This is a genomic window from Microbacterium endophyticum (genome assembly GCF_011047135.1).
GTDB lineage: Bacteria > Actinomycetota > Actinomycetes > Actinomycetales > Microbacteriaceae > Microbacterium > Microbacterium endophyticum.
In genome coordinates this window covers 906,923-926,428 of the sequence record NZ_CP049255.1, presented here as the reverse complement: position 1 = coordinate 926,428, position 19,506 = coordinate 906,923, and the positions used below count along the sequence as shown (strand labels likewise).

Here is a 19,506-nt window from a genome sequence, read left to right as displayed (position 1 = left end):
TCTTACCGATTCGGCGAGCACGCGATGTTACTGGGTGCCGATGCGGTGCTGTCGACGATGGCGTTGTCGCACGTAACAGTGTTTCCGGCCGACTGTGCGGCACCCGCTATTTCGATCGCGTACTGCGACGCCGCGACATCGAAAGTGTTGGCGGTGATGACGTTTTGCGCGCCAGAGTCGGCATTCACTCTGTGCACTTGGATGCCTGCACCCAGCGCTGCGCTGATACGGTTTTCGCGCGCCGTCCACCCGCTGCCTTTGATGTCGACAACCGAGTCGACGGTGGTGGTTTCTGGGGTTGAAAGGGTGTTTTCGGAGATCGTTCCGTCGCCTGTTCCTTCTTTTATATCGATGGCTTCAGCTGCGACGTCGTAGACGTGGTTGCGCGTGAGGACGTTGCGGTCGCTTCGATCTGGCTGGCATTCGGTGTAGCGGCACCAGTTCGATTCAGCGCTGCCGACGTAGATGCCTTCGCCGAATTCGGGGTTGCTGAGACCGGTGTCGTGGATCGTGCTGGACGAAACAATGTTGTCGGAACTGTGGGTACGCAAATGGATGCCCTCCTCTCCGGTGCCGGACACTTTGAGATTCGTGAGCTCGTTGTGTGAGGAAGCATCGAGCATGATGCCCTTTTTGCCGCCGGTGATTGAAAAGCCGTCAAGCTTCCAGTAATCGGCGTGATCGAGGTGCAGTCCGTAGCCGGTCGAGGTGCTCTGTGGGCTTATCGTCGCGTCATTCGAGCTGCAGAGCGTGATGGGCGCAGATGCCGTGCCGGACGTCGTGACGGTGAACTCCCCGGAGTAGGTCGTGGCCGACAACTGTAAGACGTCACCCGGTAAGGCCTCGTCGAGGGCCTGCTGCAGGTCTGAGGCACTTGCGCCAATGAGCGTTGCCCCTGGTGCGCATTCCGTCGACGGTGCGGCGCTTTCATCGAAGACGACGCCGCAGCCGCTCAGACCTATCGCGAGAGCTGCGACTGCGGCGAGTTGAAACACTGCCGTGAATCGCGTTGCGCGCCGGGGGGCGTGGGCTTGCGTCGGCACGGGCACTCTCTTAATCTACGGGCCTTTCGCAACGACAACGGGGTACCGCCTCACGATGTGAGACAGCACCCCGTTGTCGGATCGGAGGAGTTTTAAGCCTCCATATGTTCTGTGATGCGCTCTGCGCTTCGACGCTGACGCGTGTACAACAGCGTTCCACCGGTGATCATGAGGAGCGCGGTCAGCATGAGCGACCGTGCTGTCGGTCGCGTGTCCACCGACGTCCGCTGTCAGGGTGATTGCGTCGCCCTCCGCATATTCGGTGTCGTCGATCTCAAGCGCCGTGACGGTCGGGGCGAGCACGGGCACCGAGGTGATGAGTACTCGTGCCGAACCTGCTCCAACAGCTGTGGTGTCTGATGCCCCGAGCTTCGCGTCGCCAGCGATCGCCAGCGATGCGGTCGCTACGCCATCGGAATCGGCGATAACCGGCTCGAATTCATCGTCGTCTTCACGCACCGTGAGACGAGTGAAGGCGTTCGCGCCCATGACGACATCAGTCGTGTTGGTGACGCTCCCCTTGAACCATGCCGACGCGGAGGCTGATGGCGCATCGTTCCCGAGGGTGGGCACTGTGACCGATGTGCAGACCTCACCGGGAGCGAATGTGACCTTCTGCATGCGCCTATTCCCACGCTGCCGGTTGCCGAGCCGAGCACACTGACATATCCGGTGACGGTCGACGATTCGGCACGATTGAGGTACACAGCGACGTTCGCCGTCGCACTGCGGCAGGAACATTGCAGTGGGTACATCGACCCTTGAGCGACGCTGCGGTGACGTCGGAAGCGGCGGCCGGCTGATCTGTCCGGCTCGTCGAGAGCGAGCTGGTTGTCGTTTGAGTTGACGGCATTCGCTGCGATCGACAGCACGTTGTAGCCGTGAGATGCGAGCGCGCTCGCGCCCGTGAGGACAGACGAGTGTTCCCAGTTCTCCGAACATTGGGGGAAGGAAAGGGAGGAAAAGACCCGAGGAGCTGGTCCCAATGAGGAGGCTACGGTGCAGCCTCAGCGCATTGCAGCGGCGTACTGCAGGAACGCTGCGATACAGAGCACAACGACACCGGTCGCGAGCATCGCGACGCCGACGTATATCATCCAGTGCGTACCGCGGTTCGGATCTTTCAGCTCAGCGCCCATGGCACCACAGGTTACCGGAACCTCGAGGAACCCGAGGTCGAGCCGCACATGACGGGAGTCTCGCAATGACAGAAGCACTTCCGGCCATGGATGCCACAACGATGCGTGCCCTCCTTGCGGCACGAGAGATCTCTGCCGTTGAACTGTGGCAGGCGCATCAGTTTCGCCTTGATGACGGCGGCGACAGCTTCGGCGCGATTGTCGACACTGACCTCGCCGGTGCAGCAGCCACGGCCGCGGCGATTGATGCTCGCTATTCGCGGGGCGAGGCGCTCGGCGCGCTCGCCGGTGTGCCGATGACAATCAAGGATTCTTTCGATGTCGCTGGAATGCGCACCTCTCACGGTCGCCTCTCGGATTCGCATCAGGCCACGCGTGATGCTCCCGCGGTGGCGCGTGCGCGTGCAGCTGACGCCCTGATTTTCGGCAAGACCAACGTTCCGGTGTTGCTTTTGGGCTATCAAACTGTGAACGACGATTTTGGACGGACCCTGAACGCATGGGACTCGAATCGCGCTTCGGGTGGTTCTTCGGGTGGGGCCGCTGTGGCTGTGGCGACGGGGCTCAGTGCTCTTGAGCTCGGCAGTGATCTTGCTGGCTCGATTCGGGTGCCGGCGGCGTGGAACGGGATTTTCGGACACCGGCCAAGCAACGGCGTCGTCTCGAAGCGTGGCCATCTTCCGTGGCACGTTGACAGCCGCATCGAGCCGCCGGTATCTGTGTCGGGTCCCCTCGCCCGCTCAGCGCGTGACCTGGAACTCGTGTTTTCGGTTGTCGCGGGAGCGGCGCCATCCGAGGCCATCGGGTGGCGGCTAGATTTGCCGCGCTTAACTCGCAAAAGCCTCGCGGGGACTCGAGTGGGTATCTGGACTGACTGCGTGAGTGCGCCCATTGATGACGAGATGCGTCGGGCGATTGCGGCACTTGCGTCGGCGCTGACCGAAGCTGGATGCCATGTGCTCGAAATTGTCGAGCCGCCGGGTGCTGATGAGGCGGGTCTTCAGCTGTTCAACCGGATGCAGCAGGCAGAGATCGCTCACAGTATCGATGGCGCAACATTCGGGGCTGCGGTCGATGTTGAAGGTGACCTGGCACAGCGAGTGCATGATGCATGGCGGGATGCTGAGGAGCAGCGCGAGATACGTGATGAGTGGAACGAGCGCGTGTTCGATCACGTCGATGTCGTCATTGCGCCGGCCGTTCCGGGAGCGGCTCCTGTATATGACGGGCAGCCCGAGCCCGAGCCGGAGCGGAGCCTTGAGATTTCGGGCCGGGTGTATTCGGCGCCCGAGGCAGTCGCTGCGTGGAGCAACATCGCGAACCTCGCAATGCTGCCGTGCACAGTAATTCCGCTGGGGCTAGGGGCGACGTCTCGGATGCCGCTCGGCGCGCAGGTGATGGGGCCTTATCTTCACGACCTCACGACGATCGGCTTTGCGCGACTGCTCGAAGACGCAGGGCTCGTGCAGTTCGTAGCCCCTTCGGTCTCGGCAGTGTAGGCAGACTTCAAGAACTAAAGCTGGCTTTTCGACTAAAACGATGGGCGCATTGCATCCGGTGGATTGGTGAGCCCCGGCGGATCGGGTTCGAATGCGACCCCGGGTGGCTTGTCGGTGTAGTTGCGCCCGGTCGGCGATGTCCACTCCAGAACACCATCACCGCGCTGCTTCACCGACCACTTGCTCGCGTGTTTCAGACTGTGATGTCGTCGACACAGATGCGCGAGATTGTGCTGATGGGTCGGACCGCCAAGCGCGGCATCCACCGTGTGGTCAATATCGCACCGGTGGGTGGGCATGCGGCATCCGATGAATCTGCAGTGTTGATCTCGCGCCCTGAGTTGCCGTTTGAGTTGATCACTGGGCCGGTATCGATCGACCGCAACCACCGCGCCCGTGACCGGACGAGTGAACACCCGATCCCACCCCGGTGCAGTACCGGCGAGCCGTCGTGCGCTCTCAGGATCAACCAGGCTCAAGCCGGACAGGTCCGCCGGTGTCGATGAGGTTCCCGCAAGCGTGGTGGCGGGAACCGTGACCTGCACGATCGCCCGGATCGCACCCAGCCCACCGCAATCGTCACCCGCGAGCGGGTCGAGACTCGGAACCGAGGTCAACAACATGTCGGAGAACAGATCGGCACGGATCTGGTCCGTCGTCCGCCGATCATCCACCACGGGCTCATCCTCGGCGCGAAGTTTCGTGCCGTAGTCCGACCGCCCAGTCTGGAAGTCTTTCAACGCCCGCGCCTGCTGGGTGAGCCGGTTGAAGATCCCATGCGCCTGCACTGAAGGCAACACTGCGTTGAGAGAACTCATCCCATCGGCCAGGTCGAACAGGCGCACCGTGCGGGTCGCGTTCGCATCATCGAAGCGTTCCTGAAGCGTCCGCGGTTGTGCTTTCTCGGCCAGGGCCGCAGCGAACCCCCGCAACCTCCCCGGGGTTTCCACTTCAGCGACCGCCACCACCTCGTGGTCGTACTGGGCTTTGGCTGCGGCATCCGTCAGGTTTTCACCCGCCCGCAACACGGCTTGCACGTGCCGTTCCGAAACGCGCCCCGCGCTCCATGACGCGAACGTCTCGGGATAGTGCTCGGTGATTTCCATTGCGTCGTCGATGCGGTTTTGCGCGGTGCGATCCGACATCCGCAATGCTGCCCCGAGTTCGGCTGCCATGGAGCGCATCGGAATCTCTCGTTCCCGCGACTCACGAGACGCGATCAAGCGCATCTCAGCGAGTGCCATACGCCCGGCTTCGGCGAGGTCCGCTGCCAGCGCGGCTTCGAGCTGCGCGATCTGCGCCAGGCGAGATTCTGCCGACAACACAACCTCAGCCCGGGTACGAGCCCCGGGCGAGTGGTGTGTGGTCGTGTTCTCTGACATGACTCAAGTATCGAACATACCTCCGACATCGACCACCCCAAAGCACCCCAAGAAGCCCCGATGTGGATAACTTTCTCAAAAAACTTTGGGGGAGAGGGCGGGCTCTGAGAAGTCCCCGGGACTACACGTCGAGGTTGTGGCGTCGCAGCGAGAAAAGTTCGCCGGTGCGCACGATTCGGAGCACAGTGACGAGCAGCAGTCCGCCGAGAAGGTTGAGCCCGAGAACCGGGAGGAACCACAACAGCCAGTCGAGGTAGGTGATGTCTGCGCCGCTCAAGATCGCGCCGAACGCGAAGAGCGAATCGAGGATCGAGTGAAACAGCTGGAAACCGGCGAGCACAAAACCACCCGCGATGGCTGCGACGATCTTGGCGGGCTCGGAGTCGGTGCCCTCCTGCATCCGGGTCATGAGGGTGATGACCGCGCCACCGAGCAGGGCGAGCGCGACGAGTTGCCACGACATCGGGGTGTCGATGAAGTGGTGCGCGGTCTCAGAGAGGAGTTCATGCCAATCGGGGAATGCGACGACGACGATGCCCATCATGAGCCAGCCACCGGCGAGGTTGGCGACGAGAGTTCCGCCCCACAGTCGCGCGAGCTGACCGAGCGTGCCTTCACGTGCGACGAGCGCCGCGATCGGCATAAGGAAGTTCTCGGTGAACAGCTCGCTGTGTGCCATGAGAAGCGCGATGAGCCCGATGCTGAACGCGAGCCCCGCGAGTAGATGGCTATCGGTTGCGTACAACACCCCGAGGTAGGCGAGCACGCCGACGCCCACTTCGATGCCCCCGAGAAAACCGGTGACGAGCGTGCCGCGGAACGTGCGGTGCAGGCGCTCCGCGCCCTCACCGACGATGTCTTCGAACTCGGCTTCGAACTCTTTCTCGACGGGGCCGTCGTTGTCGCCGTCGGCGCGGCGTTCGTCGGCGCGGCTTTCGTGGTCGTCTCTCATTTCATGATCTTCGCAGACGTGCTCGCCGGTCGGGCCAGGATCCCGCTCAGTGCGATAATCAGTACCCCCGCGACCGCCGTACCGATGATCGCCGTTGGTACACCACCCTGTTGGATGAGCACTCCAGCCGCAGCACTTCCGGCAGCACCGCCGAGGTTATGGCTCGTGTTTACCCAGGTTGTCGCCGCGTTCTGTTGCCGCTCGCCTCCCGCGGCGTGAGCTGCGACGTACGCCACGATCATGACGGGTGAGAAGAACAGCCCCGCGCTCGCGAGAACGACGCTGACGGCCACCGCTCCCGAAACGACGGCAACGAATGAGGATGCCACGAGCAACCCCGCCGAGACCACCACAAGCTGTCGGGCGAGCGACCCCCGCACCTTGAGTGCGCCGTAGACGAGTCCGCCGAGTGCGCTGCCGCCGGCGAAAAGTCCGAGGGCAACACCTGCGGCGGCGGGTCCGCCGTTGCCCTCAAGTGATGCGGGAACTGCGACGCTGAGCGTGCCCGACATTGCACCCGCAACGAGCGCCGGCAACAAGACACCGACGAACCGTCGATCGAGAAGAAGTGACCTGCTCTTCGTATGAACGTCGGTCGTACGCACTCGACGTGACATGTCGCCGACGGCTGAGGTAGCGACGAAACAGAGCCCACCGACGGTGACGAGCGCGGCAGGAACGTAGAGCGCCAGCCCGGGCGCGATGAAGGCGAGCGCGATGCCGGCAAGAGCTGGCCCCGCAAGGTACAGCAGCTCTTCGGCCACGGCGTCAAGGCTGAGCGCTTTCCGGAGTTGTGCGCTGCTCGGCGCAAGTGCGCCCCAAGCGACGCGCATTGTCGGCCCGAGCGGTGGTGCAACAGCGCCAGCCACACCCGCCAACACGATGAGTGTTGCGCCAACGCTGCCGACAAGGGATGCTGTCGCGATCGCTGCCAGCGCTCCGCCGAACATGACGGTGAGGAGCGCGAGTACGGGTCGAGCGCCGAACCGATCGATCAGCCAGGCGCGAACCGGGGAGAGAAAACTGGCCGTTGCCCCGTAGGTCGCGACAGCTGCGCCGCCGAGCGCAATGGATCCGGCGGCGTCGGTGACGGCGTAGAGCAGGGGAAGAAAAACGAGCGCGTATGCGGCACGGCCAATGAGTGCTGAGCCGAACGTGAGCGGGACTCGAGGGAGGGTGAGCACGTCAATATAACGTGCCGTCGGTGAAGACTGCATGCGGGAAAAACTCCAGGAAAAAGAGCACGCCGTGTGGCATGCGGGAGAGAAATGATCAGTGCGAAGGCGCGCAGAAGCGTCGCGATGGCTGATCAGTCACAAGCGTGGAGCATGCTCAAATCTTATGCGGCGCACGCCGGGATGCCATCAAGGCTGTCGCCGTCGGCCGGTGAACCCCCGAGAGCTGCCGTCACGCGGGTTGCGGCATCCCAGTAGCGGGCGTAGTGATTCGCGTCGAGGTTGATCTGGGTGCGGTGCGCAACTATCGTCGGATCGATGCTTTCGCGGTCGGGAACTCGCGCTGCCATCGCCCGATAAAACAGTGTCGCGGCCGTGTAGGGGTCGAGGCGTTCATCTCGACTGCCCCAGTTGTCTTGCTGTTGAAACAGGCCTATCGAGGTCGTTCGGCTGCCGTCGGGGTTGGTGATGCCGCTCGTTTCCCAGTCGCCGTAGTCGATGTTGCGAAGTGAGGATTCGCCCATCGCAGTCATGACGGCGATGGTCTGGTCGCGATCATCGAAGCCCAAATCGCTCCCGGCGGCGATAATCGTGCAGGCGTTGCCGAGTTGCTCCACCCCGTAACCGGCGATGTTCGGCGCGGCCTCGATACTCGGCCCCGATTCGAAAGTGAACGAGTTGTCATCGAACGAGGTCGAGAACGCGTTGACGGCAAAGATGATCAGCAGGGTGAAGCCGCCAAGAGCGAGCAAGGGCAACGCAACGAGAACCGAGATGAGCCAAGCGCGTCGCACTCGTGCCTGCTTGCGCCGCCGCTGGGCCGCCGTCGGCTTTCGTCGGCGAGCGGATGCCGCGGGTCGCCGCTGCGCGCGCGACTGTGTGCGCGGCTTCGTGCGCGGCTTTGCGGGCGAGCGGGCATTCATCTTCTGAATCGTAAGCGTCGAGGCCGAGCATTCGCCGCGCACGCGTCTCGCCGGCCCCAGTTTTACCGAGGGCCAGGAGCCGTTTACCGGAACGACACCGAGAGGCCACGCGACGTCTTCTCGTGCCCGATGGTGTGGACACACCCGCGCCAATTCTCCTTAGGAGCTCCATGCCTCGCTTGTTCTCTGGGCTCGCTGCAACGGTGGTGTGCGCCCTCGGCGCAGCCGTTGTCGTTGCTGTGCCCACCGCCGCAATCGCTGCCGATTCTGGCATCCGTATCAACGAAATCGAGTCGTCTGGCGGAACGCCTGGTGACTGGGTTGAGCTCTACAACCCAACCAGTGCGGCTATCGCGCTCGATGGCTACCAGCTGAAAGACTCCGACGACGCTCACGTGTACACGCTGCCGGTGGGTACGACGATTGAGCCCGGTGCATACCTCGTGCTCAACGAGGTGAACGGCGGGGTCGGTGACTTCGACTTCGGCCTCGGTAAAGCAGACTCTGCGCGCCTCTTCGACGCGTCGAACAACCTTGTCGACGGGTACGAATGGTCGGCACACGCCGACGTCACCTGGGGCATCAACGCCTCGGGCGAGTGGGCGCAGACGCTCGAGGCGACAAAAGGTGCCGCGAACGTTTTCGACGCACCGACCGAGCCGACCGAGCCGAGCGAGCCCGGTGAGATCGTGATCAATGAGATCGACTCGCAGCCGGCCGACTGGGTGGAGTTCTACAACCCCAGCACCGAAGCGCTCGACATTTCGGGTTACGAGATCCGTGACAACTCCGACGATCACCGCTGGCAGTTTCCGGCCGGATCGAGCATCGCGGCCGGCGAGTACCTCGTTGTCGATGAAGCAACGATGGGGCTTTCGGGCGGCGTCGAGAGCCGCTTCAGTGCCGCGATCGGTATTGGTAGTGCCGACCGCATCCGTCTATATGACGCCGAGCTCACCATGATCGATGACTCGCTACCGTGGTCGGGTCACGCTGCAATCGATGGGGATGCCGCGGCGGCAACGCTCGCGCGCTGCCCCGATGGTGAGGGCGACTTTGTGCTCGCCTACCCAACGCCTGGCGAATCGAACTCGTGCGTGCTGCCTGACGTTGTGATCAACGAGGTCGAGTCGAACGGTGACGCGACGGACTGGATCGAGGTCATCAACATGGGTTCGACGACGGTTGACCTGTCGGGTTGGAGCGTAATGGACAGCGACCCGGTCAAGCACTCGTCAGAGACCACTCCGCTGCCCGAGGGTACGACGCTCGCGCCGGGTGCGCTCTTCGTCTTCGACCAGCCGACGAACTTCACGTTCGGTCTCGGTAACGGCGACACCGCGACCGTGCGAAATGCACGGGGCGCAACAGTCGACGAGTACGTCTATACCGCGCACGCCAATGGTGTGTGGGCGCGCTGCGCCGACGGTACCGGTGACTTCATCGACGTTGCGGTGTCGACGAAGGGCGAGCGGAACGCGTGCGGCAACCCCGTGCGCATCAACGAGGTCGAATCGGACGGCGGCGACCCGGGCGACTGGGTCGAACTCGTCAACCCGACGGAGTCAAGCCTCGACGTGAGTGGCCTCATCGTGAAAGACGACGATGACACGCACTCGTACGTCGTTCCTGAGGGCACCGTGATCGCGGCGGGCGCCTACCTCGTGATCGAAGGCGACCAGCTCGGCTTCGGGCTCGGCAAGGCTGACAGCGTGCGTGTCTTCGAGGGGGACGCGCTGCGGGACTCCACGACATGGGGCCCCGATCACGCTGCCACCACATGGGGTCGGTGCCCCGATGCATCCGGTTCGTTCGCTGTGACCGCGGAATCGACCAAGGGCGCGGCGAACATCTGCGTCGGCGAGATTGCCGTGGAAGACTGGCCGGGTTCGGCGGAGGTAACCGTGGTCGATGAGACCTCGATGTTCCTCAGCGACAGCTCGGGCCTCGATACGCAGGTGACAGACGAAGGCACGTTCCTCTGGGCAGTCGACAACGGTACCGGTACGTTCTGGAAGCTCGACGTTGCCGCGGACGGAACCACGACGTTTGCCGACGGCTGGGAGAGCGGCAAGCGCGCGCGTTTTCAAAAGGATGCCGCAGACGCTTCAGCCGCAGGCCCCGACACTGAGGGCATCACCGTTGACGGCAACGGCTGGGTATACGTCGCATCGGAACGCGACAACAGCGCCAAGGGCGTGAACCAGAACAAGGTGCTGAAGCTTGACCCGAACGCGGCCGGCCCGGATGTCGTGGCAACCCAAGAGTGGGACCTCACCTCGTTGCTGCCAGCTGTGGGTGCGAACCTCGGCGCGGAAGCCGTCGAGTGGGTTTCGGACGCAGACCTTTCGGGTCTGGTCGACGACAACACCGGCAAGGCGTATGACCCGGCGAGCTACTCGGGTCACGGTGACGGTCTGTTCTTCGTCGCTCTCGAAGACAACGGTCACGTGTACGCGTTCGCGCTGAACGCCGACGGGTCGGCTCAGATCGTGTCTGAGATCGATGCTGGCTTGCCGGCAGCGATGTCACTCGACTACGACACGGCGCTGGATGTGCTGTGGGTCGTCTGCGACAACGGATGCGACGGTACCTCGGCGCAGGTGACGTTCAACGGTACGGCGAACCCGACGGTTGCACACTTTGCGCGGGCCGCGGGCCTGCCGAACGACAACAACGAGGGCTTCGCGACGTCGCCGACGGCGCTCGCCGATGGTTCGGGTCGTCCCGTCTGGTGGTTCACCGACGGTGTGACCACCGGCGCGATGCACCAGGGCACGCTCCCCGGCGGCACGGTTGCGCCGACCGACCCGACGGATCCGACCGATCCGACGAACCCGACCGACCCGACAGTTCCGGTTGATCCGGAGTTGCCGACGACGGGGCCCGACGTGTTCACGCCGCTCGACGGCGATGCGCTCGTCGAGGGCAACCGTGGCACGGTGACCGCTCCGGCGTCCGCTCAGCCTGGAAGTGCTGTGACGATCAATGTGGGCGTGCAGCACGCTGGCACCGGGGTGAAGGTGTGGATGTATTCGACGCCGCAGCAGATCGGTGCGGGAACGCTCGATGCGCTCGGCAACATCACGGTGACGATTCCGTCGGATGCCCCGATCGGTATGCACCGCCTCGCTGTGTATTCGAATGACGGTGAGCTGCTCGGTTGGACGAGCATCAACATCGTTTCGGGTGGCAAGCTTGCCGTAACCGGTGCCGACAGTGCCGCGATCGCGGGCGCCGGCGGCATAGCGGCGCTGATGATGTTGATCGCCGGTGCGGCGCTGCTGGTTGCGCGTCGCCGGGCTCGCACCGAGTAGCTCTCGCAGCAAATAACCAACGAGTGCGCCATGCGTGGGGGAGACCCGGCGCATGGCGCACTCGCGTTTCGATGTGATCTAAAACTATGGGCAGTAGGTTAAAACCTATCTGTGTTAGTTTATCGACATGAGGACATCTACTTTGTCGGCGGCCGTGGTCATCGAACGTGGCGCTGCGTTAGCGGACGAGAACGGCTTTTCAGCCCTCACCCTCGCTGAGGTTGCTCGCTCTTTGAAGATTCAGGCCCCGAGTCTCTATACACACGTTGAGAGTCTCGACGCGCTGCGGGATGGAATCGCGATTCTCGCGCTGCGGGAGCTATCGGAGCGGATCACAGATGCGATCATGGGGCGCTCCAGCACGTCGGCGCTCACTGGCTTCGCGGATGCGCATCGTGACTACGCGCGCGAGCGTCCCGGATGTTGGGAGTCGCTCCAGCGGCCGCAGAACGAACGGGTTGCACGAGCTGACGCTGCGCGCCGACTCGTGCAGGCAACGAACGCTGTCTTGCACGGATACGGCATCACGGCGCCCGCTGACCATGTGCACGCGACGCGCATCATGGGCAGCGCAATCAACGGCTTCGTGCACTTGGAGCGTGTGGGCAGCTTTTCTTACAGCGAGCCCGACGCTGATTCCACGTGGCCTGAGCTCATCGATGCACTCGACACGATACTTCGGACCTGGGCGACGCGGGCCACCGAACAGATGGAGGAGATTTCATGATCGCCACACAGATCACCGCCGAGCTGGTTCGCGGCGCAACCGAGCTCGAGACGACAGCGCGGGGCGTGAAGCCTCACCGGTTGCCGCTGTCGGTGCGGAAACGCGACGCCGACGCGCAACTCGCGATGGTCGAAGCGCAACCGTCGGGTGTGCGACTCGAGTTCGTGACGGAAGCGCGTTCGATTGTCATCGGGGTGCACTCGACGCGTATGTCCTACGTGGGAGTGGACCGTGCGCGAGGTGCCGTTGACGTCGTTGTGAACGGCGCTGCGTGGTTGTCGCACGTGCTTGCGGCAGGTGACAGCATCGAAATCGACATGCAGTCGGGCAACTCCGCACTTGTGGCTGGCGACACCGACCGGATCGTCATCGATGGTCTCGCCGGTGGAGAAAAGCTCGTCGAGGTGTGGTTGCCGCACAACGAGACAGTCGAGCTGGTATCGCTCGAGTCGGACCTGCCGCTTGTGCCGCGCGACGAAAATCGACGCGTGTGGTTGCACCACGGCAGCTCGATCAGTCATGGCTCGAATGCGACGAGTCCCACGCGCATCTGGCCGGCCGTTGCGGCACAGCAGGCCGGGGTCAGTCTGCAGAATCTCGGGTTCGGCGGCAGTGCTCTGGTGGACCCGGTTATGGCACGCGTCATCCGCGATACGCCAGCTGACGTCATCAGCCTCAAGCTCGGAATCAATGTCGTGAATTTCGACGCGATGAGGCTTCGGAGCTTCGTGCCCGCGGTGCACGGCTTTCTCGACGCGATTCGTGACGGCCACCCGACGACGCCGATTCTCTTGGTGTCGCCGATCTATTGCGGAATTCACGAAGACACTCCGGGACCGGGCGTCATCGATCCCGCATCGTTCGCTTCGGGGAATATGCGGTTCGTCGCCGACGGGCAGGCCGGCGACACTGCACAGGGACGGCTGACGTTGCAGGTGATCAGGGCAGCGCTGGCTGACATCGTCGCGGCGCGCTCTGACGACGCCCACCTGTCGTACCTCGACGGCTTGGAGCTTTACGGCGAACAGGATGCCGAGACGCTTCCCCTGCCAGACGCGCTCCACCCCGACACCGAAACCCATGAGCTCATCGGTGAGCGTTTTGCCGCGGCCGCTTTCGGTGCGAACGGTGCTTTCAGCGGCTGAGGGAGCGGCGCTCAATCAAGACAGTGTCGCGCCACTGCCCGGCATGTGGGCCGAGCTCGGAGCGCGCGATGCGCTCCCGTGTGCCGACGATGCGAAAGCCAACGGCCTGGTGTAGACGGATGCTGGCGGTATTCTCCGGAAAAATGCTCGATTGAATTGTCCAGTAGCCGGCGGTTTCGGCAGCTGCGATGAACGCGTCGAGCAGGAGGCGTCCGATGCCCTCGCCGCGCCGACCAGAATCGACATACACAGAGTGTTCGATCACACCCTGGTACGCGGCTCTGGCCGAGACCCGTGACGCGGCTGCCCACCCGAGGACCACCTCGGTGGTGGCATGTTCTGCGACGGCAACGATGCGAGGTACCGGAATTTTGCCCGCATCGAATTGATGCCATGTGGGTGTTGTCGTCTCGAACGTCGCTTCGCCGCCCGCAATCCCGGCAGCAAAGATGCGCTCCACCTGGGGCCAGTCTGCGCGGGCCATCTGACGAATGCTGATCGGGGGCGTGCTCATGAGCAGCAGGAGGCTTCGATCGTGAGGTTGGTTGAGCATACGCCCGTCGCTGGCAACGTCAGCTGGACCTTGGTTGCCGCGAGCATGTCGCCCGCAAGCCATGCGGCTATTGAGCGCACCTGCTCGTACCCCGTCGCGAGCAGGAACGTGGGTGCGCGTCCGTAAGACTTCATGCCGACGAGAAAGAACCCCGGATCGGGATGCGTGAGTTCCCGAAATCCGTGGGGCTCGACAGTGCCACATGAGTGCATATTCGGGTCGATGAGGGGGGCGAGGAGCCTCGGAGCTTCAACGACGTCGTCGAGGTCGAGCCGTATTTCGCGCAGGATGTCGAGGTCGGGGCGAAAGCCGGTCGCGTTGACGACAAGGTCGGTGTCGTGTCGGGCAGGCACGCCATTGCGGGTGCCGCGAAGGCTGATTGCGGCGCCGTCGGGCGTGACGGATGAGATTTCAAAACCGTCGACGAGTTCGATACGTCCTTCAGTCGCCAGGCCGTCGACACGCGAACCGAGGCGTGCTCGTGCGGAAAGCTGATCGTTCGAAGACGAGGTCACCCGCACAGCAGACGCAGTGCGAATCAGCCAGGTGACGCGTGTGCCGGGTTCCGTTTCGGCGAGTTGCGTCAGCGCGATGAGGGTGTTCGCGGCGGAGTGACCCGCCCCGACGACAGTCGTGTGGCGCCCGGAGAAGCGTGCGCGATCGGCGCCGAGCACGTCGGGAAGAGCGGGGAGGATGCTGGTGGCTACGGCATCCGAACCGATCGGTGGCAGTCCCGACGAACCGAGCGGGTTGGGGGTTGCGTAGGTACCCGATGCGTCGATGACAGATCTGGCGGTGAACTCCTCGACAGCGCCGTCGGTGCGTTGGGTGCGCAGGAGGAAGGGTGCGGCTCCGCGACCGGCGCTGCGGGTGCGGTCCATGCGTTCCCGCGAGACCCCGACGACTCGGGTGTCCAGTTGGAGGCGTGATGCGATCTCTGCGAGGCTCGCGAGCGGCTCGAGGTACTCTTCGACGAACTCCAGGCCCGTGGGGGTGGCGTCTTGATCGGGTGTCGTCCACCCCGCGTTTTCGAGAAGACGGGCTGCAGCCGGATCGACGAGGTGCCGCCACGGCGTGAACAAACGAATGTGGCCCCAGAGGCGGACCGAAGAGGCAATCTTCGAACCCTTCTCCAAAACCACGAAATCGATGTCACGCTCGATGAGCTCTGCCGCCGCCGCGAGGCCGACGGGACCGGCGCCGATGATCGCGACCGGGAGCCGTGTGAGGTCGAGCATCGTCATGGCGTGCCTCCAAATATCGATGAGTATCGATGTTTAGTATTCGCGCATATATCGATGATTGTCAATATCGACTATTGTCGATGTATGAGAGCAGCGACAAGCCTGGCATTAGAGGCGGCGACCAATAGTGAGGTGTGCTGCCAGCCGTTGGCCCAGGATGCGCTCGGTCAGTCGGATGCTGAGCGGCTCGCGCAGACGCTGAAGGCGCTCGCCGACCCGGCCCGGCTTCGGCTGCTGTCGATCGTCGCGACGAGCGCAGATCAAGAAGCGTGCGTCTGTGATCTCACCGACCCGGTGGGGCTCTCGCAACCGACGGTGTCGCACCATTTGAAGGTGCTGACCGAGGCGGGATTTTTGAGCCGCTCGAAGCGCGGAACGTGGGCTTACTACCGGCTGCAGCCCGGAGCGCTCAATGAGGTCGCGTCGTTACTTGCAATCCACGCTCAGGCGTGAGTCGTGGTCTCGCTGCCGACGGCGAGCGAGGTAAGGCTCGTGATCGTCTTCCAGTCGCCCTCGGCGATCGCGGTGCGGGGGAGCATCCAGGAGCCCCCGACGGCCGCAACGCACGGTTCGGCAAGGTAGTCGCTCGCGTTACCGGCGCCGATGCCGCCGGTCGGCACGAACGAGACGTCGCCGAACGGTGCAGCGAGCGCGCGGACGGCAGCGATGCTGCCAGACGATTCGGCGGGGAAGAACTTGAGGGTCGTGAAACCGTGCGCGATCGCGTTTTGCACTTCGGTGGCGGTGACAGCGCCGGGGATGAGGGGGATGCCGTGTTCACGGGCGCGATCAGCGACGGCCATCGACAGGCCGGGTGAGACGAGAAAGCGTGCGCCGACGGCGGCGGCGATGTCTACCTGCTCTGCCGTGGTGACAGTGCCGGCGCCCACGAGTACTTCGCCACGTTCGACGAGGGCTGCCATGACGTCGGCGGCGACGGGCGTGCGAAACGTGACTTCGGCGATCGGGATGCCTCCGGCGGCGAGCGCCGAGCCGATGCCGATACCCTCGCTGAGGGAGTTGGCGACGACGACCGGGACGATGCGGTGCGGGCGGAAAATTTCGACGACGTTGTTCATTTTTGCTCCATCCGTGACACGATTGAATAAATCATATTATTGAGTGCGAGGCGAGCGATGCCTCGAAAGTCACAGACGACGGACCTGGATCATGATTATTCTCGCGTTGGAATCAAGTACGACTTCGGCCAAAACGCTGCTCTTCGACTCGGAAACGGGTGATACGAGCGTTCGCGATCGGCGCTTCGAGGTAGCGGGACCCGACGCGTCGGTGCGAGACGCCGATGCCATCTATACGCAGCTCATGGCGCTCGGGCGCGAGGCTGCTGCGGGTGTCAAAGTCGATCTCATTGTGCTCAGCGGCACGTGGCACGGGCTCACCCTGGTCGATGAAGACCTGCGGACCGTCACGAAGGTGCGGGAGTGGCCCGACACCAGTGCGCAAGATCTATGTGCGCGCGAGCGTGCCAACGAAGACTTCACCTGGTGGTTCTACGAGCGCACGGGGTGCATGGTGAACGCGGTCTATCCCGCGTTCAAGCTGGCATGGTTGCAGGAACAGGGGCTTTCGCTCGACGGAAAACTCGCCCTTGACCAACCCACGATCAACTTCGCTCGCCTGACGGGTGAGGCGGCGACGAACGCGTCGCTCGCTTCGGGGACGGGACTGCTCGGCGCTGAGAGCCTCGAGTGGGATGCCGAGATCGTCAAGCACCTGGGCATCGGCACTGTGCGGTTGCCCGAACTTCGTGAGTCGACCTATACCGCGCCGCTCACGCGGGACGCGGCGATCCTCCTTGGCCTCACGCCCGGAATTCCCGTGCTCACGCCCGGCCCCGACGGCGGTCTCAGCCAAGTGGGGGACCGTGCGACAGAGCCGGGAGACATGACGTTTTCGATGGGAACGAGCGGTGCGCTGCGGTTTGCGACGCGGCATCCGTCGTTTTCTCCGGCGATGAGTACGTGGTCGTACCGTTCGCCGCTTGGCGCGCTGAGCGGCGCGGCGACGTCGGGGTGTGGCAACTGTGTGGACTGGGCGCGCGAGCGTCTGTTCGGCCTCACGACCGACTACTCCGAGATCGAACCGCTGTTGTCGGCGGACAAGACTGATCTGCCGATGTTTTTGCCGTTTCTTTTCGGCGAGCGAAGCCCCGGTTGGCAAGACCAGCGTCGCGGTGGCTTTCTCGACCTGAAGCCCAATCACGGTCGCGCCGACATGTATCAGGGTGTGCTCGAGGGCATCGTCTTTTCGCTTTATCACTGCTTCAAGGAGCTCACGGCGCTCAACGGGATGCCGCGGCGCATTGTCTTGTCGGGTGGAGTGTTGTCGTCGCCGTTTTGGACGCAGCTGGTGGCCGACGTGTTCGGCACCCAGATGGAAGTGTCGACGCTGCAGCACAGTTCGGTGGTGGGCGCCGCTCGCATGGGGTTGCTCGCGAGCGGACTGCCGAGCGCGCACCCCGCTTTTGACGGTGGCACTCCGCGGCTCGTGCAGCCGCGGGCTGAGCGCAAGGCGCACTACGACGGCGAGTTCGCACGCTACCTCGAGCACTATTCGCAGACGCGCCCCGAGGCAGTGAGCGCCTGATGGGAATGCGCGAAATGAAGGTGCTCGTGACCCCGACGTCGCTCTGCCAGAACCCCGATGGCGAGGCGCTGCGGGCGCTGCGTGCAGAGGTGGCCGAGGTCGTGCTCAATCCGTTCCATCGCCCACTGACCCAGGCGGAGCTCGCAGAGCTGCTCCCCGGGGTCGACGGTGTCGTGGCGGGTCTCGATGAGTACGGCGAGACGGCGCTCGCCGTAGCAGACCGGCTCAAGGTGATCGCTCGCTACGGGGTGGGCGTCGACCGCGTAGACCTCGATGCTGCGGCGGCACGAGGAATCACCGTGACGCGGACGCCCGGGGCCAACTCGCTGTCGGTTGCTGAGCTGGCGATCGGGCTCGCCTTCGCTGTCGCCCGCGGTATCGCGTATGCCGATGCCGGCGTGAGAGCGGGAGAGTGGCCGCGCATCAATGGGCGAGAGCTCACTGGCGGTGTCTTCGGCGTGGTCGGGTTCGGGGCGATTGGGCGGCTCGTTGCCGAGCGTGCGCGCGGTATCGGCATGACGCCGGTCGCCTACGATCCGTTCTTGCCCGACGAGGCATTTGCTGCCGCCGGCGTTGAGCGGGTCGATGTCGATGAGCTGTGTCGCCGGTCGGACGTCGTGAGCCTGCACGTGCCGATGACGCCCGAGACGCGTCACCTGATCGATGAGCGAAGGCTCCGGATGCTGCCGCCCGATGCGATCGTGATCAACACTGCTCGCGGGGGGCTGCTCGATGAAGCTGCCGCTCTTCGGGCACTCGATGAGGGAACGCTCTTCGGTGTTGCTGTTGATGCGTACGAGACGGAGCCGCCATCGGCGTCGCCGCTCGTCGGGCACCCACGTGTCGCCTCGACCCCGCACAGTGGCGGGCACACTCGTGAAGCCGTGCAGCGGATGACCGAGCAGTCGATCGCTGATTTGCTGACGGTGCTGCGGGGCGAAATCTCACCGAACGCAATTAGCCGGACAAGCATTTAGCCGGACACGCAGTTAGCCAGGCACGAAGTTAGCCAGGCAAGCAGTCAGTTAGACGAGCCTCGTACTTCGCCGAGGACGGCGTCGACGTAGCGGCGGGTGTGGAGCTCGGCGGCTTCGGCGTCGCCGCGCGCAATCGCGGCGGCTGTGAGCATGTGGTTGTGGAGTGCTTCGTGTACCGGCACCGACGGGGTGAGGCCGACGCGTGAGCGCCCAGCGATGACTTCGGCGATGGGGCGCTTGACGGCGGCGAGCATGAGGTTGCCGCTCGCGTCGAGAATGAGGTCGTGAAATGCGATGTCGGCGGCGAGGTATTCGTCGCTGTCGCCGAGGCCCTGTTCGCCGAGCTTTTCGAGGACGCCCGACAGGCGCAGAATTTCGGAGCGCTGCAGGTCGGTGGCCCGCGTGGCGGCAAGGCGTGCCGCGATTGGTTCGATGCCGGCGCGTAGCTCGGTGACGACGACAAGCTGTTGCGCGCGGCGGGGGCCAGCGAGCTGCCATGCGATGAGGCGCGTGTCGAGAGCGCTCCACGAAGCGGCAGGTTGCACAGTGACGCCGACGCGGCGTCGGGAGGCGAGCATGCCCATGGCTTCGAGCACGCGGACGGCTTCGCGGATGACGGTACGTGAGACGCCGTAGTCAGCTTCGAGACCGGCGGCAGTCAGTACTTGGCCCGCGGTGAGGTCGCCCGAGGCGATTCGGATGCCGAGGTCGTCGAGCACGTTGGTGTGCGAGGCTTTGGCCAAGGCGACTCCAATAAATACGATTTTCTAGTGGCACAAATACGATCTTTGTGTAAAGATCGGTTGTCTTCCCACTGTAGGCC

The 19,506-nt window shown here is 63.9% G+C and carries 18 protein-coding genes; 7 read left to right on the top strand and 11 right to left on the bottom strand.

What is annotated here, in order from left to right; all coding sequences use genetic code 11:
* Positions 1-2 precede the first annotated feature (2 nt).
* The 3 genes from G6N83_RS04300 to G6N83_RS04290 all read right to left on the bottom strand — a co-directional run bounded on the left by G6N83_RS04300 (position 3) and on the right by G6N83_RS04290 (position 2,230).
* On the bottom strand, positions 3-1,043 hold the full coding sequence (locus tag G6N83_RS04300) for a right-handed parallel beta-helix repeat-containing protein (protein WP_165139645.1): 1,041 nt from the start codon (positions 1,041-1,043) through the stop codon (positions 3-5).
* Between the two features lie 15 nt (positions 1,044-1,058).
* Positions 1,059-1,664 (bottom strand): hypothetical protein, encoded by a 606-nt coding sequence (locus G6N83_RS04295; RefSeq protein WP_165139642.1) that lies wholly within the window; start codon positions 1,662-1,664, stop codon positions 1,059-1,061.
* Positions 1,665-2,050: 386 nt separating this feature from the next.
* Positions 2,051-2,230, bottom strand: coding sequence for a hypothetical protein (locus G6N83_RS04290; RefSeq protein ID WP_165139639.1), 180 nt, complete (start codon positions 2,228-2,230; stop codon positions 2,051-2,053).
* Positions 2,231-2,247: 17 nt separating this feature from the next.
* Between G6N83_RS04290 and G6N83_RS04285 the strand changes: the two genes are divergently transcribed.
* Entirely contained in the window at positions 2,248-3,681 is a 1,434-nt protein-coding gene (locus tag G6N83_RS04285; protein WP_165139636.1) for an amidase family protein, read from the top strand.
* Between the two features lie 32 nt (positions 3,682-3,713).
* Here the strand turns inward: G6N83_RS04285 and G6N83_RS04280 are convergent, their stop codons facing one another.
* From G6N83_RS04280 to G6N83_RS04265, 4 genes are all read right to left on the bottom strand, one after another.
* Entirely contained in the window at positions 3,714-5,063 is a 1,350-nt protein-coding gene (locus G6N83_RS04280; RefSeq protein WP_165139633.1) for an HNH endonuclease signature motif containing protein, read from the bottom strand.
* Positions 5,064-5,184: 121 nt separating this feature from the next.
* The gene (locus G6N83_RS04275; RefSeq protein ID WP_165139630.1) at positions 5,185-6,015 is read right to left on the bottom strand and encodes a formate/nitrite transporter family protein; all 831 of its coding nucleotides are present in this window, start codon (positions 6,013-6,015) and stop codon (positions 5,185-5,187) included.
* Positions 6,012-7,232: an MFS transporter gene (locus G6N83_RS04270; RefSeq protein WP_165139627.1), complete on the bottom strand. Its 1,221-nt coding sequence runs from the start codon at positions 7,230-7,232 to the stop codon at positions 6,012-6,014. The genes G6N83_RS04275 and G6N83_RS04270 overlap by 4 nt, the downstream gene beginning before the upstream one ends.
* A gap of 122 nt (positions 7,233-7,354) precedes the next feature.
* Entirely contained in the window at positions 7,355-8,113 is a 759-nt protein-coding gene (locus G6N83_RS04265; protein WP_165139624.1) for a peptidase M23, read from the bottom strand.
* 170 nt (positions 8,114-8,283) lie between these two features.
* Here G6N83_RS04265 and G6N83_RS04260 point away from each other — a divergent pair, with 170 nt between their 5' ends.
* The 3 genes from G6N83_RS04260 to G6N83_RS04250 all read left to right on the top strand — a co-directional run bounded on the left by G6N83_RS04260 (position 8,284) and on the right by G6N83_RS04250 (position 13,302).
* Positions 8,284-11,430: a lamin tail domain-containing protein gene (locus G6N83_RS04260; protein WP_165139621.1), complete on the top strand. Its 3,147-nt coding sequence runs from the start codon at positions 8,284-8,286 to the stop codon at positions 11,428-11,430.
* A gap of 127 nt (positions 11,431-11,557) precedes the next feature.
* Positions 11,558-12,157, top strand: coding sequence for a TetR/AcrR family transcriptional regulator (locus G6N83_RS04255; protein WP_165139618.1), 600 nt, complete (start codon positions 11,558-11,560; stop codon positions 12,155-12,157).
* Positions 12,154-13,302 carry a GDSL-type esterase/lipase family protein gene (locus G6N83_RS04250; protein ID WP_165139615.1) on the top strand — a complete coding sequence of 383 codons (1,149 nt, stop codon included), beginning with the start codon at positions 12,154-12,156 and terminating at the stop codon, positions 13,300-13,302. Before G6N83_RS04255 ends, G6N83_RS04250 begins: the two co-directional genes overlap by 4 nt.
* Here the strand turns inward: G6N83_RS04250 and G6N83_RS04245 are convergent.
* Positions 13,292-13,816 (bottom strand): GNAT family N-acetyltransferase, encoded by a 525-nt coding sequence (locus G6N83_RS04245; RefSeq protein ID WP_241246280.1) that lies wholly within the window; start codon positions 13,814-13,816, stop codon positions 13,292-13,294. The two genes, G6N83_RS04250 and G6N83_RS04245, sit on opposite strands and share 11 nt — an antisense overlap.
* The gene (locus tag G6N83_RS04240; protein WP_165139613.1) at positions 13,813-15,099 is read right to left on the bottom strand and encodes an NAD(P)-binding domain-containing protein; all 1,287 of its coding nucleotides are present in this window, start codon (positions 15,097-15,099) and stop codon (positions 13,813-13,815) included. Before G6N83_RS04240 ends, G6N83_RS04245 begins: the two co-directional genes overlap by 4 nt.
* An 84-nt stretch (positions 15,100-15,183) precedes the next feature.
* On the opposite strand from G6N83_RS04240, the gene G6N83_RS04235 reads away from it, so the two are divergent.
* Complete coding sequence (locus tag G6N83_RS04235) at positions 15,184-15,552, top strand: ArsR/SmtB family transcription factor (RefSeq protein WP_165139610.1); 369 nt, start codon at positions 15,184-15,186, stop codon at positions 15,550-15,552.
* On the opposite strand, the gene G6N83_RS04230 is transcribed toward G6N83_RS04235, so the two are convergent.
* A complete protein-coding gene (locus tag G6N83_RS04230; RefSeq protein WP_165139607.1) occupies positions 15,543-16,178 on the bottom strand; it encodes a bifunctional 4-hydroxy-2-oxoglutarate aldolase/2-dehydro-3-deoxy-phosphogluconate aldolase in 636 nt (211 codons plus the stop codon). The genes G6N83_RS04235 and G6N83_RS04230 overlap by 10 nt on opposite strands.
* A 91-nt stretch (positions 16,179-16,269) precedes the next feature.
* Here G6N83_RS04230 and G6N83_RS04225 point away from each other — a divergent pair, with 91 nt between their 5' ends.
* Positions 16,270-17,706 carry a gluconokinase gene (locus G6N83_RS04225; RefSeq protein WP_165139604.1) on the top strand — a complete coding sequence of 479 codons (1,437 nt, stop codon included), beginning with the start codon at positions 16,270-16,272 and terminating at the stop codon, positions 17,704-17,706.
* A 5-nt stretch (positions 17,707-17,711) separates the two neighbouring features.
* Positions 17,712-18,683 (top strand): phosphoglycerate dehydrogenase, encoded by a 972-nt coding sequence (locus tag G6N83_RS04220; protein WP_165139601.1) that lies wholly within the window; start codon positions 17,712-17,714, stop codon positions 18,681-18,683.
* Positions 18,684-18,727: 44 nt separating this feature from the next.
* On the opposite strand, the gene G6N83_RS04215 is transcribed toward G6N83_RS04220, so the two are convergent.
* Positions 18,728-19,426: a FadR/GntR family transcriptional regulator gene (locus tag G6N83_RS04215; protein WP_165139598.1), complete on the bottom strand. Its 699-nt coding sequence runs from the start codon at positions 19,424-19,426 to the stop codon at positions 18,728-18,730.
* Positions 19,427-19,506: the final 80 nt, after the last annotated feature.